This window comes from Haloplanus sp. (assembly GCF_028275055.1).
Classification (GTDB): domain Archaea; phylum Halobacteriota; class Halobacteria; order Halobacteriales; family Haloferacaceae; genus Haloplanus.
In genome coordinates this window covers 1-15487 of sequence record NZ_JAQCNJ010000094.1, presented here as the reverse complement: position 1 = coordinate 15487, position 15487 = coordinate 1, and the positions used below count along the sequence as shown (strand labels likewise).

At 67.3% G+C, this 15487-nt stretch carries 17 protein-coding genes; 10 read left to right on the top strand and 7 right to left on the bottom strand.

The features are described 5' to 3' along the window. From radA to htpX, 3 genes are all read right to left on the bottom strand, one after another. Window positions 1–818: DNA repair and recombination protein RadA (gene radA / locus Q0925_RS11425; RefSeq protein ID WP_299335606.1), on the bottom strand; the 818-nt coding region annotated here is incomplete at its 3' end. A gap of 124 nt (window positions 819–942) precedes the next feature. Then, window positions 943–1554, bottom strand: coding sequence for a PspA-associated protein PspAB (gene pspAB, locus Q0925_RS11420; protein WP_299335604.1), 612 nt, complete (start codon window positions 1552–1554; stop codon window positions 943–945). Then, window positions 1554–2426 carry a zinc metalloprotease HtpX gene (gene htpX, locus Q0925_RS11415; RefSeq protein WP_299335602.1) on the bottom strand — a complete coding sequence of 291 codons (873 nt, stop codon included), beginning with the start codon at window positions 2424–2426 and terminating at the stop codon, window positions 1554–1556. The genes pspAB and htpX overlap by 1 nt, the downstream gene beginning before the upstream one ends. 87 nt (window positions 2427–2513) lie before the next feature. Here htpX and Q0925_RS11410 point away from each other — a divergent pair, with 87 nt between their 5' ends. Beyond that, window positions 2514–3620, top strand: a complete 1107-nt coding sequence (locus Q0925_RS11410) for a 60S ribosomal export protein NMD3 (RefSeq protein WP_299335610.1) — start codon at window positions 2514–2516, stop codon at window positions 3618–3620. 230 nt (window positions 3621–3850) lie between these two features. On the opposite strand, the gene Q0925_RS11405 is transcribed toward Q0925_RS11410, so the two are convergent. Both Q0925_RS11405 and Q0925_RS11400 read right to left on the bottom strand, forming a co-directional pair. Beyond that, on the bottom strand, window positions 3851–5638 hold the full coding sequence (locus tag Q0925_RS11405; RefSeq protein WP_299335599.1) for an ATP-dependent DNA helicase: 1788 nt from the start codon (window positions 5636–5638) through the stop codon (window positions 3851–3853). 34 nt (window positions 5639–5672) lie between these two features. Beyond that, window positions 5673–5882, bottom strand: coding sequence for a DUF7561 family protein (locus Q0925_RS11400; RefSeq protein WP_299335597.1), 210 nt, complete (start codon window positions 5880–5882; stop codon window positions 5673–5675). Window positions 5883–6060: 178 nt separating this feature from the next. Between Q0925_RS11400 and Q0925_RS11395 the strand changes: the two genes are divergently transcribed. Together Q0925_RS11395 and Q0925_RS11390 are read left to right on the top strand one after the other, a co-directional pair. Further along, window positions 6061–6243: a hypothetical protein gene (locus Q0925_RS11395; protein WP_299335595.1), complete on the top strand. Its 183-nt coding sequence runs from the start codon at window positions 6061–6063 to the stop codon at window positions 6241–6243. Between the two features lie 264 nt (window positions 6244–6507). Continuing rightward, the gene (locus Q0925_RS11390) at window positions 6508–7512 is read left to right on the top strand and encodes a DUF5784 family protein (RefSeq protein WP_299335592.1); all 1005 of its coding nucleotides are present in this window, start codon (window positions 6508–6510) and stop codon (window positions 7510–7512) included. On the opposite strand, the gene Q0925_RS11385 is transcribed toward Q0925_RS11390, so the two are convergent. Further along, window positions 7509–7793, bottom strand: coding sequence for a DUF5789 family protein (locus tag Q0925_RS11385; RefSeq protein ID WP_299335590.1), 285 nt, complete (start codon window positions 7791–7793; stop codon window positions 7509–7511). The genes Q0925_RS11390 and Q0925_RS11385 overlap by 4 nt on opposite strands. 160 nt (window positions 7794–7953) lie before the next feature. On the opposite strand from Q0925_RS11385, the gene Q0925_RS11380 reads away from it, so the two are divergent. Next, window positions 7954–8745 (top strand): PHP domain-containing protein, encoded by a 792-nt coding sequence (locus Q0925_RS11380; RefSeq protein ID WP_299335588.1) that lies wholly within the window; start codon window positions 7954–7956, stop codon window positions 8743–8745. A 25-nt stretch (window positions 8746–8770) separates the two neighbouring features. Next, on the top strand, window positions 8771–8935 hold the full coding sequence (locus Q0925_RS11375) for a DUF6757 family protein (RefSeq protein ID WP_251328844.1): 165 nt from the start codon (window positions 8771–8773) through the stop codon (window positions 8933–8935). A 15-nt stretch (window positions 8936–8950) separates the two neighbouring features. Here the strand turns inward: Q0925_RS11375 and Q0925_RS11370 are convergent, their stop codons facing one another. Further along, window positions 8951–9499 carry a DedA family protein gene (locus Q0925_RS11370; protein ID WP_299335582.1) on the bottom strand — a complete coding sequence of 183 codons (549 nt, stop codon included), beginning with the start codon at window positions 9497–9499 and terminating at the stop codon, window positions 8951–8953. Between the two features lie 63 nt (window positions 9500–9562). Between Q0925_RS11370 and hemB the strand changes: the two genes are divergently transcribed. From hemB to Q0925_RS11345, 5 genes are all read left to right on the top strand, one after another. Beyond that, complete coding sequence (gene hemB, locus Q0925_RS11365; protein WP_299335580.1) at window positions 9563–10543, top strand: porphobilinogen synthase; 981 nt, start codon at window positions 9563–9565, stop codon at window positions 10541–10543. Between the two features lie 289 nt (window positions 10544–10832). Further along, window positions 10833–12167 (top strand): glutamate-1-semialdehyde 2,1-aminomutase, encoded by a 1335-nt coding sequence (gene hemL / locus Q0925_RS11360; protein WP_299335577.1) that lies wholly within the window; start codon window positions 10833–10835, stop codon window positions 12165–12167. A 47-nt stretch (window positions 12168–12214) separates the two neighbouring features. Next, window positions 12215–13300 carry a hydroxymethylbilane synthase gene (gene hemC / locus Q0925_RS11355; protein ID WP_299335575.1) on the top strand — a complete coding sequence of 362 codons (1086 nt, stop codon included), beginning with the start codon at window positions 12215–12217 and terminating at the stop codon, window positions 13298–13300. A gap of 89 nt (window positions 13301–13389) precedes the next feature. After that, window positions 13390–14106 (top strand): uroporphyrinogen-III synthase, encoded by a 717-nt coding sequence (locus Q0925_RS11350; protein ID WP_299335608.1) that lies wholly within the window; start codon window positions 13390–13392, stop codon window positions 14104–14106. A 31-nt stretch (window positions 14107–14137) separates the two neighbouring features. Continuing rightward, window positions 14138–15487: single-stranded-DNA-specific exonuclease RecJ (locus tag Q0925_RS11345; RefSeq protein ID WP_299335572.1), on the top strand; the 1350-nt coding region annotated here is incomplete at its 3' end.

The following is a 15487-nucleotide window of genomic DNA, read 5'->3' as shown; positions in this document are numbered from 1 at the left end:
AGAACGGCGGCGTTGTAGAGGTCACCGATACGCATCAGATCGTGGAGGTGTTTGTTGAGTTTCTGCTGGCGGTCGGCGAGTTCACCGCGGCCGACGTACTCGGCGCGGAAGTGTGCGGTGAGCGAGTCGACGTTGAGCAGGCGAACCGGCCACTCGGAGTCCTCGTGTTCGCTCGCGAGTTCCTTTGCCTTCTCGGCAAGCAGGATCTGGTGGTTGGAGTTGAACGCCTTCGCGACGTGAATCTTGTCTAGGACGTCGGTGACGAGTGCCTCCATCGCGTCCTCGTCGCCGGGCGATCCCTCGATGCCACGGTCGTCCATCGTCGCCTGGATGGTCTCGTCGTCGAGGCCCCGCACCATGTCGTCGATCCGCTCCGGCCGGAACGTGTCCTCGCTGTCGACAAAGATGGCGCTCCCATGGAGGCCACCGTGCTCCTGTGGCAACTGGACGTTGACCGAGAGTTGGTGGGTGACCTGTGACTTGCCGGCACCGAACTCGCCGTACACCTCGGTGATCGACTGTGTCTCGACGCCGCCGCCGAGGAGGTCGTCGGCCTCGGGGACGTTCCAGGTGAGTTTGCCGATCTGTTCGCGGCGTTCGAGTACGGCCGCCCCGCTCTCGAACCCGCCGACATCCGCCGCCTCTCGGGCCGCATTGATAATGTCACTCGACGTCGACTCGCCGATATCGGCCGTGTTCGAGAGTTCCGCGGGACTCGCCACCGCGATGCTCTGATAGCTCTCGAACCCCGCGTCGATCAGTTTGTCCGCCGTTGCCGGTCCCACGCCGGGAAGGTCCTCGAGGTCGTCTTCTGCCATGTGAATCGGGTTGTGCCCCTCCGTACATAAAGCCTCGTTAACACCACGGTGAAAGTAAAACGACGCGACGGCGCAGGCTTCGGGCACACGGGGCAACAAGAGTTCTTATCTTATCGGTGACGCGTCACGTCCACGGGTGGCCACCGTCGTCGCCGGGCCACAGCGGGTACCAGTAGCTCTCGTCTTTTTCAACGTCGAGTTCGCCGTCGAGAACGGACTGGAGTTTGAACTCCAGTCGGTTGTCGCGTTCGTGATCGCCCGTCGGGACGAAGGGGTAGTACGCCCCACGCCGGAAGGAGTAGAGCCAGTAGGCACGGATCCCGTCGCGGGAGCGCTCGAACCCGAAGGCGGCGGCCAAGAGTCGGGAGCCGTACCCCCGTTCCACAAAGGTATCGGCGGCGAAGTGGACGCTCGTCACGAGGTCCTCGGGGTCGTCGTCCTCGAGAACGACCCAGCGGTAGCCGTGGTCGTCCTCGTGGCGGTGGAAGGTCGTGCCGGTCTCGGCCCCGCCCGCCCGGAGGATCTCCTCGACGTCGTCGACGGTCGCATCGAAGTCGGTGCTGTCGACCGAGGAGAAACAAAGCGCCGCGGCGTCGACGGGGACGAAGTCGAGGTCGGCCTCCATGGTGACGTAGGCGGTGCTCATGCCGAACAGATCCTCGGGGTCGGCGTCGCGGGTCGCGTCGGCGTCGGTCCGGACGCCGAGCACAGACCGGAGGGTGTCGAACAGCCCCATTATCGGCGTTCCATCTCGCCTTCGAGGTCGCGGAGGCGGTCGACACGCTTCTCCGTTGGCGGGTGCGTCGAAAACAGGCGACCGACGACGCCGCTCCGAAGCGGAATGACGAAAAACGCGTTCATCTCGGACTGCTCGCGGAGGTCTCGGTCGGGGACGTCGTCCATGCGACCGGAGATTTTCAGGAGCGCGGCGGCGAGGGCCGACGGTTGGCCGGTGATCGCGGCGGCCCCGCGGTCGGCGGCGTACTCGCGGTACCGCGAGAGCGCCCGAATGAGCAGAAAGGAGACGATCCAGACGACAAGCGAGACAACGATGGCCACAACGACGCCGCCCCCGCCCTGGCGGTTGCGACCGCCGCCGAACAGCCAGCCCCACCGCACGATCATGAACGCGAGCGTCGAGAGAAAGGAAGCGACCGTCATCACCATCACGTCCCGGTTTTTCACGTGGGCGAGTTCGTGGGCCATGACGCCTTCGAGTTCCTCCTCGTCGAGGGTTCGGAGAAGCCCCTCGGTGACACAGACGGTCGAGTTCTTCTGTGAGCGACCGGCCGCAAAGGCGTTGGGCATCTTCGTGTCCGCGACGGCGATGTCGGGTTTCGGAAGGTCCGCCTGTTGACAGAGTCGGTCGACCATGGCGTGCAGACGGGGGTATTCGTCGGCGTCGACGCGTCTCGCACCCATGCTGTACAACGCCAGTCGGTCGCTGAAAAAGAACTGCCCGAGCGAGAACAGTCCCATCACGAGAACGACGGCGAACAGTCCCATGTACTGCGAGAGGACCGCAACGAAGGCGATGTAGAGGACGAACAGCAGGAACATCGTGAGGACCATCCGGCCCCGAAGCCCCCAGTCGGGTTTCCACTCCATATCCGATTCTACAGGCGGACGCCGGTAAACCTTATCGCCCGACGTGTGTCGGGGGGCTTAACCGCCGGGACCGACTACGACGGAGCGATGAGCGACGCCGACTCCCGGGAGTTCTGTCCCCGTTGTGGCGATCCGGTGCCGGCGCGTCCCGAACCGTTGCCGGGCGCGCCCCGCGACCGGGACCGCCGCCTCTGTGACACCTGTTACTTCGAGGACTTCGACCTCGTCGACGCGCCGGACCGGATCGAGGTGCTTGTCTGTTCCGGGTGTGGCGCCATCCGTCGTGGGAACCGGTGGTTGGACGTCGATGCCCGCGACTACACCGACGTCGCCGTCGACGAGGTGAGCGAGGCCCTCGGGGTCCATGTCAACGCCCGGGACGTTACATGGGCGGTCGACCCCGAACAGGTCGACGAGAACACGATCCGGATGCACTGCCAGTTCACGGGTGTGATCCGTGAGACACCCCTCGAAGAAACGGTCGTTGTTCCCGTGAAGATCTCCCGGGGCACCTGCGACCGGTGTGGTCGCATCGCCGGTGGCTACTACAACGCAACCGTGCAGGTCCGGGCCGACGGTCGGACACCGACACCGGAGGAACGGGATCGGGCGGTCGAGATAGCCGAATCGTACATCGGAGACCGGGAGGCGGCCGGCGACCGGAACGCGTTCATTACCGAGGTCGAGGCGGTCGACGACGGCGTCGACATCCGCATCTCGACGACACAGATGGGACAGGGCGTTGCCACCCGAATCGTCCGCGAACTCGGCGGGAGTGTCGAAAGTTATCCGACCCTCGTCACGGAGGACAGCGACGGCAACGAGGTGTACCGGGTCACGTACGCGGTTCGGCTCCCCGAGTTCACGCCAGCCGACGTGATCGACCCCGGCGACGGCGACGGCCCCGTTCTCGTCCGGAGTGTCAGCGGGAATCTGAAGGGTATTCGCCTGGCCACGGGCGACGCCTACGAGGCGCCGTTCGACGACGAGGGATCGGACGCCAGACGGGTGGCGACCCGAGAGGACGCCGTCGAGACAACGGTTGTCGCCGTCGAGGACGACCACGCGGTGCAGGTGCTCGATCCCGAGACGTACGCCGCAAAAACGATCCCGCGACCCGACTTTTTCGATTCCGACGCGGAGACGACGCCCGTTGTCAAGACACGAACCGGTCTGTTCGTGATGCCCGAGTAGTCCGAACCGACCGGTCCCGGGTGACCTGGGTTCGTGGCTACCGTTCGGGCCGAGCGCCGCCGACGTCGCCGTTCCCGGACGGCCGGACTGTCACGCCGGCGTGAACGAGAGGGGTTCGCTACGGAACGGGGTCGGCACCGCACTGAGGCGACTCGCGGGCATCGAGGCCGCGCGTGAGACGAACCGTATCAAGCCACACGGTCTGTTGCACCCGGGGATCGCCGTGGCGGCTACTCACCCCACACGTCCGAGAGCGGATGGTCGTCGCCGGCGCTGTCCTCGGGGTCGGCCGTCGTGTCCCGCGTCGTCGAGGCGGAGCGGGACCGGGGCGGTCCGCCCGCGCCGGCGTCGGGCACCGCATCGACGCCGGCGAGTGCCGCCTCGGGATCGAACGGCGGGAGGTCGGGTCGGGTCGACCGGTCGACCGCGTCGGCGAACCAGGCCGGCATGTCGTCACGGGCGCGGTCGAACACGTCGAGAAGGCTCGAATCCGCGAGGTACGTCGTGCCGTAGTCGTCCGGCGCGCGGACGATCCGTCCCGCGGCTTGGATCACCGTCCGGAGCGCGGTCCGGTGGTACCACGCCCACTGCCCTTCTTCGAGGCGGCGGGCGACCCGCGAGTCCGACGTGTTGAGGTAGGGCGCCTTGCACAACACCTGCCAGCGCGCCAGGTCGCCCCGCAGATCGAGTGCCTCCTCCATCTTTACCGAGAGAAACACGTCGGGAGCGTCGGCCGCCTTCCAGTCTTCCAGCGCCCGGTCGCGGTCCGCGCGGCCGTGGGCGCGAACCCGGGCGTCAACGCCGAAACCGGCTAGCCGGTCGGCCAACCGCTCCTGGATCGCGTAGGAATGACAATGGATCAGGCCCTTCTGGTCGGCGTGGCGCGCCATCAGGCGGACGAGTAGGCGTGCCACGTCGGGTAACGTCTCGTCTCGGTGGTCGTAGGTCATCTTTCCTTGCGTTACGTCGGACAGCGGACGGTTCTCGAGGGGAAACGTGTGGGACACGTCGACAAGAGCGACGTTAGCGGGGTCGAGCCCGACACCCCGGCAGAACGCCGCCTTATCGAGGATGGTCGCCGACAAAAGCGCGAACCGGTTCCCCCGATCCCAGACGGTGTAGTGGAGATACCGCTCGGGGTCGAGAGGTTTGATCGTTATCGCCGTCCCCTCGCCGTCGGGTTGATCGACGACCCACGTCGTTGCGCTCGTCGGGTCGCGGTGGTCGGAGACGAACCACCGAAGTTCCGAGCGAAGCTCCCGCAACCGGTCCCGACGGGCGGCCTCCGCGGGCGTGAGTTCGTCGCTCGCGGTCATTGCCTCGGCCGCGCGTTCACAGACACCGGCGAGCGTCTCCGCGAATCGCGCGGTCCGGTCGACCGGGTCGTCGGCCGCGGTCACGTCGGGGACGCCCACCTCGTCCCAGACGGGGACGGCCGACGGTTGAAGGGAAACGGTGGCGTACATCTCGGCCCACTCCGCGAGGCCGTGGGCCTCGTCGATAACGACCACGTCACGCCGACCGAACACCTCGGAGCCGGCGGTCTGCATGAAATACGCGAGCGTCATCGCGGCGATGGATCGGCTGGAAGCGATGGCGCGGTCGGCGTAGTAGGGACACCGGTGTTGTACCGTGCAGTCGTATCCCGACTCGCGGGCACAGGGGGCTCGGTCGACCGGCGTCGTCGTCTCGTCGGGCAGGATGCAGGTGTAGTTTCCCTTTCCACGGATCACGTTGAGGTCGTCGAGCAGATCATCCGCCGCCACGTCGTCCAGTTGGGAGACCTGCGGCGTCGTGTAGTACGCACCCGTCGCCTCCGCCGGGTCGGCCTCGTCGGGCGTTCGGGCCGCGCCGGCGACGGCGCGGGCCAAGAGGGACTTTCCGCTCCCCGTCGGGGCGCGGACGAGAACCACGTCGTTGCCCGCGGCGAAGGCGTCGCGGACTGCGTCAATGGCGGTCGCTTGATTGCCACGGAACGTCGGGGCGGGAAACGACGGGCGGATACGGTCGGGGTCCACGGTGGGTTCTACCGGCCGCCCCAGGTAAACGATTCTATTCGGACAACGCCGCCACGTCCTCGGCGGTCACGTCTCGGTCGTCGGGGAGGCGCTCGATACAGTCGAAACAAAGGAAATGCTCCGTGCCGTCGGCGAGTTCGAGCGTGATTCCGCCGGTCGACTCCGCGTCGAACGTCCAGAAGTTCCCGGCGCCGCCGGCGACGGGCACGTCCGTCCCACAGTTGTCACAGGGATCGGAACTCATCGGTCGAACCGAACGGACCGAGAGGGAAATGGTTGCGGGTCGGCCGGTACGAACGAGTACCCGGTGCCGAGCCACGGCCTGATATGAGCGTGGTCGTCGTTCTCTCGGTGCCGGTGTCGCCTCCGCGGCCCGTCGTGTCTCGGGCCGGATCGCCGATCAGTGGCCCGTGTCGCGTCGTGTGGCCGCCCGTCGCCCGGCCGAGGAACCCGGTAGGGGTCCACGACGACCGGATCCACAGTACGACACCCGTCGAGCCGACGGCGCGCTACTGCTGGGCGTCCTGGTCTGTTACGCCACGGGCGTGACCGTCGCGTCGGCGGCGGCGACACTGCTGCTCCGAACCGGTCAAGGCGGAACGTGACCGCGAGGCCACCGCCGTGGCCGCTTGAACCGGCACAGGAGCGTCTCGACCGGAAAGCGAACCCCCTTCTCCGGGTCGTGTAAAAAAACTCCGGGCTGTCGGTGTCAAACCCCGATCGGTCCCCGACACTTTCGGTGTCGGTTGTGGTCGTCACCGTCGACAACACCCGCCGACGTGGTGTCCGGTGGCTCGGAGGTCGGCGGGTGTCCCCGACGGGCGTGGTCGACGCGGAACGTGTAAACCGTCCGGCAACGTACAGGGGTTGTGGCACGACCCCTTCGCTTCCGGTACGCTCCCGGCCGCTGGACCGACGACACGGTCCGGACCGAGGTGTTCGAACCGTTGGACGCCAACCTTGGCGCGACCAGCCGACGGCCGTGGTTCAAACCGCCGGAGGGGTACGACGCCCGCCGATTCGACGTGGACAACGGCGACACCGCCCTCTTTTGTTGGAACGACGGGGGCTACTGGTTGGGGAATACGGAGACCCCCGAGACGCTCTGGCGGACCGACAAGTACGGCTTCGACGAGGTTCCCGAGGGTGTTGCCGACTGGGCCGAACGGGAACTCCGCGCGGAACTCCACGAGCAGTCGCCCTGGCTGGCGGAGTACCCCCATCTCTCGTGGTTCTTTCTCCCCGTTTTTCTCTCGAAGGATGGCCGGTGGACGACCCGTGAGTTCTTCGCGGAACACGAGGCGGGCTTTCCCGACGCCGACCGCGACGAGGTACTCGCGTTTTACGAGTCCGTTCTCGCCGAGGGCGTTCTCGACGACGACCGGGAGACGATGGCGAGCAAACTCGGCACCTCGGAGCATCTCGATCTGACGCGGATGGCGGCGACGATGGGCGAGTTCAACACGGCGAAACTCCTCGTCGACGCCGGCTACGGCGTCGAACCCGAAATCGAGGTGACGACCGGACACTCGATCGATTTCAAAGCACGAAGCGAGGCGGGCGAACAACCGCTGGTCGAGGTGACACGGCCGTTGCCGCCGAACCGTCGGGCCGCCGGGACTCCGGGGGCGGCGGTTCGGGACACGGCGAAGACGAAAACGGACGCGAACGGACAGTTGGCCGCCCACGCGGGCGGCGTCGTTCTGTTCGTAGACTGCTCATCGTTCCCCGACGACGACTGGGCGGCGGTCGCCAACGGACGACCGGACGTTGGCCACCGGCCTGCGGTGGTCTACCGGATGCGGCCGGATGGGGAGGTGTCGGGGTACACCAAAGGGTCGGTTCCGTTGGAACTGGACTCGGTGCTGGATTAAAGCGACAACGGCGTCGGTCCCGACTCGCCGAGCGCCGTCGGGTCACGGTCGCTGTAGAAACGCCGACCGATCGCCTTGTGACCGACCGCCGAGCGGACCGAAAGCCGGACCTCCTCGGGCGACTCGAACTCCTCGTTCGCCAGTCGGGCGAGCACGTCGCCGACACGTTCGGTGCCGCGTTGGAGTTCGATCTCGTGTTGACCGTGCTCGTCGATGATCTCGTCGGTTGTCGTCGGGTACTCGAGGGCGTCGATCATTTCGCCGGTGCCGTTGAACTTCATCACCGTAACCCACACAGTCGATAACTATAATGGTTTTCCATTCACGACCTTAACCAGCGAGAAGTCTTTAATCATCCTTGGTTGGTACGCCGTCTCGCGTGAACCGGTACCACGGGTCGAACGGCACAAGCCATATCGCCCGGGACCGAAAGGAAACGGTATGGGCGTGGTTGCCGACCTGCACGTGCACACGACGGCCTCCGACGGCCGGTTATCACTCCGGGAGGTGCCGGCCGCTGCACAGCGGGCCGGCGTCGAGGTCGTTGCGGTCACCGACCACGACCGGATTCATCCGGGGTTGGAGACCCCCGTGACCGTCCGGGACGGTGTGACGGTGATCCGGGGGGTCGAACTACAGGTTGAGACGACGGCGGGTCGGGTCGACCTTCTCGGCTACGGTGTCGAGGAAACGCCGGAACTGCGGGCCGAACTCGACCGGATCCAGACCGACCGGGTGATCCGGGCCCGCCGGATGACCGACCGGGTCGAGGCGCGACTGGGCGTCGACCTCGACGTGTCGCTCGAACCGGGGGTCGGCCGCCCGCACATCGCCCGCGCCGTTGAGGAGAGCGACGCCGACTGCGATTACAGCGGCGCGTTCGACCGACTGATCGGCGACGACGGGCCGTGTTACGTCCCACGAGCGGTGCCGCCGGTCGAGCGAGGGGTGGCGCTTCTCTCGGCGGCGTGTCCGATCGTCTCGCTCGCGCACCCGTTCCGGTACGCAGACACCGAAGCCACACTCGATCTCGTGACCGGCCTCGACGCGGTCGAGCGATACTACCCCTACAACGACACGGTCGACGAGACGAGACTCGACCGGGCCATCGAGAAACACGATCTACTGGGGACCGGAGGGAGCGACGCCCACGGCGACCGTCTCGGGATCGCCGGCCTCTCGGCGGCGGCGTACGCTCGCATTGCGGCACGTCTGCCGGATGCGCAGGGTTAAACCTGGGGGAGGCCTTACAAACGGTATGAACTGCCACTACTGCGACCGCGAGGCCGCCTACGCAGCCGAAAAGGAGGGTATCCGGGTCGGCCTCTGCGAGAATCACTTCCGTGAGCGCTTGGAGGAACTCGCGGAGTCCGACGACCTCGCCGCGCTCCGCGAAAAGATCGACATCGACCGAACCGAGTGAGGACTTTTCACCGTCTCAGAGCACGGTATCGAACCAGAGGTACAGTCCGGCCAGGATCGACTGAAACGAGAGGGTCCCGAGCGCCGACAGGAGAACGAACTGCCGGTCGCCCATGTCGGCCAACCCTGCGGGGACGGTCACCATCCCACGGGTGAACAGGAGCGTGTTGGTCACGGGGACGACGACCGGTCCCCACCGGTCGAACCAGTTCTCGAAGCGGGCAAGCGCGTCGTCGCTGACGCGGAACCACCGCGAACGGAGGAGTCGCTCCCGGCCGACGCGCTTGGCGAGCGAGAACAACGCGTACTGGCCGACGGTCGCGCCGACGACGGCGACGGCGACGACGGTAACGGCGGTACCGGCCGAACCCCCCAACAAGGCGAGTGCGCCCGGCACCACGAGTTCGCTCGGAACGACGTAGAGAAGCATCGCTCCTTCGAGAACGAACACACCGAGAAGCACCAGCAGTCCGTAGTCGGTCGCAAGCAGGTCTCGGAGGCCGTCGGGCAGCCGCGCGATCTGGAGGGAGACGAACACGACCCGACGTGTGACATCGAGGATCATAGCGGTTGTGTCACGGCGCGGGGAGCGACGGGGTTTTGCCCGTTCCGACCGACACAACCGACGATGACCAACCGCGACCGACCGCGACGACTGCGCCGCGACGGCGTCCGCTCGCTGGTCAGCGAGACCGGTCTCGAAGCGACCGACCTCGTCGCCCCCGTGTTTGTCGACGCGACGACCGACGAGAGGATCCCGATAAAGTCGATGCCCGGGCAGGAACGGGTTCCCGTCGACGGCGCGGTCGACCGCGTTGAGGAGGTGGTGTCGACGGGCGTCGAGGCGGTGATGCTTTTCGGCATCCCCGAGTCGAAGGACGCGGAGGGGAGTCGGGCGTGGGCGCAGGACGGCGTTGTCCAGCGGGCGACGCGAGCGATCACCGCCGAAACCGACGCAACGGTGATTACGGACGTCTGTCTCTGTGAGTACACCGACCACGGCCACTGCGGGGTGTTGGAACCCGACGCCCGCGAGGCGCCGACGCTGACCGTCGACAACGACGCGACGCTCGACCTCCTCGCTCGGACCGCGGTCTCACACGCCGAGGCCGGCGCGGAGATGGTCGCTCCCTCCAGTATGACCGACGGGATGGTCGGCGTGATCCGGGAGGGCCTCGACGACGCCGGCTTCGACGACGTGGCGATCATGTCCTACGCCGCGAAATACGAGAGCGCCTTCTACGGTCCGTTCCGGGACGCCGCGGACGGTGCGCCCGCCTTCGGTGACCGTCGTCACTACCAGATGGACCCCGCGAACGGCCGCGAGGCGCTCCGGGAGGTGCGCCTCGACGTCGAACAGGGCGCGGACGTGTTGATGATCAAGCCCGGACTCCCGTATCTCGACGTGGTGCGCGAGATCCGCCGGGAGTTCGACCACCCGGTCGCTGCATACAACGTCAGCGGCGAGTACGCGATGCTCCATGCCGCCGCCGAAAAAGGGTGGCTCGACCTCGACGCCGTGGCGCGGGAGTCCCTGCTCTCGCTCAAGCGCGCGGGGGCCGATCTGATCGTCACGTACTTCGCCGAAGACGTCGCCGCCGACGGCTGACCCGGGTGGCTACCGCGACGCGGCGCGGGCGTCTCCGGAATGGTTGTGGGTGGCTCCGAGTCGTTCGGCTACGTCAGCGGTTCCTCTGTGTGGACCATCGTCGCGACTCCGGCGACGGCGGGAGTTTTTCTTCCGGACGTCGACAACGCGATTCAGGTCCACAGGGGCACGGAGGACGGCGCGGTCTGCTCCGGCGGAGCGGCCGGTCGCGCCGGCGGCGTGTGGCGTGACTCGTTTCTGCGCGAGACGACCCAGTACATTCTTTCCGAAGCGGTGCGGAGCGATATGCATGACCCACGACGAATCACGGGCGCTGTACGACCGCGCGCTGTCGGTGCTTGCCGGTGGCGTCAACTCGTCGGTCCGCGCGTCGATGCCGTACCCCTTCTTCGTCGAAAACGGCGACGGTGCGTACGTGATCGACGCCGATGGCAACCGGTATCTCGACTACGTGATGGGCTACGGCCCTCTGCTGTACGGGCACGACCTCCCCGAACCGGTCGAGGCGGCGGTTCAGTCACACGCCAGTTCCGGACCGATGTACGGCGCGCCGACGGAGGTGGAAGTCGACCTCGCGGAGTTTGTCGCCCGGCACGTTCCCTCGGTGGAGATGCTGCGGTTCGTCAACTCCGGCACCGAGGCGACGGTGTCCGCGGTCCGCCTGGCGCGGGCGTACACCGGCCGAGATAAGATCGTCGTCATGCAGGGTGGCTACCACGGCGCACAGGAGTCGACGCTCGTCGAGGGCGATCGGGAGAGTACCCAGCCCTCTTCGCCCGGCATTCCCGACTCCTTTGCCGAACACACCATCACCGTACCCTTTAACGACGCCGACACCGCCGCGGACGTGTTTGAGAACCACGGTCACGACATCGCGGCGGTTCTCACCGAACCGATCCTCGGGAACATGGGGGTGGTGATGCCGGTCGACGGCTACCACGAGACGCTTCGCGAGCTTTGTGACGAGTACGGCTCGCTTTTGATCTTCGACGAGGTCATCACCGGCTTCCGGGTCGGCGGCCTCGGCTGTGCTCAAAGCGAACTCGGCGTCACGCCGGACCTGACGACGCTTGGCAAGATCGTCGGCGGCGGGTTCCCGGTCGGGGCGATCGGCGGCCGGGCAGAGATCGTCGAGCAGTTCACGCCCGGCGGCGACGTGTTCCAGTCGGGCACCTTTTCGGGGCACCCGGTGACGATGGCGGCCGGTCTCGAAACCCTCCGCTACGCCGCCGAAAACGACGTGTACGACCACGTCGACGCGCTCGGCGAGCAATTGCGCGCCGGGATCACCGACGTGTTGGCGGAACGGGCGCCGGAGTACACCGTCGTCGGGACGGGGAGCATCTTCAAGACCATCTTCACCCGCGACGGCCGGGACGGGGCGGACCACTGCGAGGCGGGTTGTCGGCAACGGGAGGACTGTCCCAACTACAACGCCTGCCCGAAGACAGGGGCGGACGTCGCGGCCGCCGAGACGAACCGCTGGGAACGGGTGTTCTGGCAGGAGATGAAAGACCACGGCATCTTTCTCACCGCCAACCAGTACGAGTCACAGTTCGTGAGCTACGCCCACACGAAGAAGGACATCCAGCGAACGATCGACGCGTACCAGGACGCTCTCTGAAGATCCGAAGAGGCGGGCTTTTCACGCTCGGGGGCGACTGATTCGGTATGAGCACGCGCGGGAGCATACGACTGGCGACGCGCGGATCCGACCTCGCGCTCCGGCAGGCCGCGAGCGTCAGCGACCGGTTGGCGGGACGGCGCCGCACGGTCGAGACGGTCGAGGTGTCGACCCGGGGCGACGAGATCCGTGACGAACTCATTCACCGCCTCGGAAAAACCGGGGCGTTCGTCCGGGCACTCGACGAGCAGGTTCTCGGCGACGACGTCGACGCCGCCGTCCACTCGATGAAGGACATGCCCACGGAGTCACCGGCCGAGTTGGTGGTCGCCGGGGTGCCGGACCGCGCGACGGCAGGCGACGTCCTGGTGACCCGCGACGGGGTGGATCTGGAGGATCTGCCGGCGAAAGCCACCGTCGGCACGTCGTCGTTGCGCCGAGGGGCACAGTTGCGGGCCGAACGCCCCGACCTGCAGATCGAGCCCTTGCGGGGAAACGTCGACACGCGCTTGGAGAAGTTGCTCGCGCCGGGTCTTCAACGCGAACATCAACAACGCTTAGAGGCGGCGGACGAGACGGAGGGCGAGCACCCGGACGCGTTCGAGGCGTCGGTCGAGGAGTGGTTCGATGCGCTGAGCGAACTCGAACGGCAGGCGCTGGAACGGGCGGTCGAGACGGAGTACGACGCGGTCGTTCTCGCCGAGGCGGGGCTGGAACGAAGCGGCCTGTTGGAGACGGTCGGAACCGTCCGCCTCCCCAAAGAACGGTTCGTCCCCTCGCCGGGACAGGGCGCCATTGCGGTGACCGCCCGGGCGGGGACGGACGCGGTGGAGACGATCCGGAGCGCGATAGACGACCCCGTCACGCGGGTCGAGACGACCGTCGAGCGGACGATCCTCGCGGAACTCGGCGGGGGGTGTATCGCTCCGATCGGCGTTTACGCCGTCGTCCAAGGGGAGTACGTCCGGGTCATCGTGCAGGTGCTGTCGCTCGACGGAACCGAGACGATCGAGCGGACGGCTAATCTTCCCATCGAGGATCACGCCGACGCCGCCGCGGCGCTTGCGGCCGACCTCCGAGAGGCGGGGGCAGCGGCGTTGATCGACCGTGCACGCGAGGAGGCGGACGGGTGAGAGTGAACACGAACACGAGCGAGAGCAGGAACGAGAACGGGAACGAGAACGAGAACGAGAACGAGGGAGACGGCAAAGACCGCCCGCGTGTGGCCGCCTTCCGCCCCGACGACGGCCGATTGGCGGCCGCCCGAGACCGATTGTCCGCACTCAGGGTCGACCCCGTCGCCGACCCGATGCTCGCGGTCGAACCGACGGGGAACTGCCCCGACGAGGCCGACTACGTCGTTTTCACGAGCAAGACCGGGGCGGAACTCGTCGCCGACGACTGGGAGCCCGGGACGGCGACGGTCGTCGCCATCGGGCCGAAGACGGCCGACGCGTTGGAGGCGGCAGGATACACCGTCGACGTGGTGCCCGAGGAGTTCTCGTCGGCCGGCTTGGTCGAGACACTCGCCGACCGTGTGGCGGGCGCGGCCGTCGAGGTGGCCCGGAGCGACCACGGCAGTCCGGTCCTGCCTGAGGGGCTCCGGGACGCGGGCGCAATGGTTCACGAGACGGTGCTCTACCGGCTGGTCCGCCCCGACGACTCGGGGGACTCGGCGGAGGCCGCCGCGACGGGTGACCTCGACGCGGTCTGTTTCACCTCGTCGCTGACCGTCGAACACTTTCTCGACGCCGCGGCCGAGCGGGGGATCAGAGCGAACGCCGTCGAGGGGTTGAACGCGGCGGTCGTCGGGGTCATCGGCGAGCCGACCCGGGAGACGGCCGGGTCCCACGGGATCGCGGTCGATGTGGTGGCGACGGAGGCGACGTTCGAGACGCTGGCCCGCGAGACGGTCGCTCGGCTGGACGCCGACCGATGATTTATTTCCGACGACGACCCACTCCCGGGCAATGGGACCCGTCCCCGAACTCGACGCCCGGGCCGAGGCGTGTGCCGACCGCCTCCGAGACGCCGAGTCCGTCCTGCTGGCCTCGCATATCGACGCCGACGGCCTGACGAGCGCCGCGGTCGCAGCAACGGCGCTCGAACGTGCGGGGACCCCGTTCGACACCATCTTCGAAAAGCAACTCGACGAGGCCGCGGTCCGGAAGATCGCGGCGACCGGCCACGAAACGGCGTTGTTCACCGACTTCGGGAGCGGGCAACTCGACGTGATCGTCGAACACGACGACGCGTTCACCCCGGTGGTCGCAGATCACCACCAGCCGGCCGACGCGGAGACGACCTACCACTGCAACCCCCTCTTGGAGGGGTTGGGCGGTGCGAGCGAGCTCTCGGGAGCGGGTGCGACCTACCTCGTCGCCCGGGCACTCGAATCCGAACACGTCGGCAACCGGGATCTCGCTGGGCTCGCCGTCGTCGGTGCCGTCGGGGACATGCAGGGCGGAGCCGACGGTCTCACGGGAGCGAACGAGGGGATCGTCGAGGAGGGCGTCGAGGCCGGCATCTTGGCCGAGAGGACGGATCTGGCGATGTACGGCCGACAGACCCGGCCGCTCCCGAAACTGTTGCAGTACGCGAGCGACGTACGGATCCCGGGCATCACCGGCGACGAGGCGGGCGCGGTGTCGTTTCTGTCGGAGTTGGACGCCGACCTCCGGGCCGATAACGATGGGCCACGCTCCTCGGGCTGGAAACGCTGGGTCGATCTCGACGACGACGACCGCCGAACGGTTGCGAGTGCGCTTCTCAAGCGGGCGGTCGCGAGCGGCGTCCCGGCCAAGCAGGTGAACGATCTGATCGGGACGACCTACACGCTCACCCGGGAGGAGGTGGGAACCGAACTCAGGGATGTGAGCGAGTTCTCGACGCTGCTGAACGCGACGGCACGGTACGACCGGGCGGACGTGGGGCTGGCGGTGTGTCTGGGCGACCGTGACGACGCCCTCGACCGGGCGCGGACCCTCCTCCGGACCCACAGAACGAACCTCTCGGAGGGACTGGAGCTGGTGACATCGGAGGGTGTGACCGTCGAAAAGAACCTCCAGTGGTTCGACGCGGGGACGAGGATCCGCGAAACCATCGTCGGCATCGTCGCCGGGATGGCACTCGGGACTGACGGGGTGCGGGCCGACAGGCCGATCGTCGCCTTCGCGTCGGCCGGAGACGAGAACGGCGAGGACGAGGCGGTGAAGGTGTCTTCGCGGGCACCTCACAGCCTCGTCCGGCGTGGGCTCGACCTCTCGGCGGTGATGCGGGAGGCCGCACGGTCGGTCGGGGGCGACGGTGGCGGCCACGAC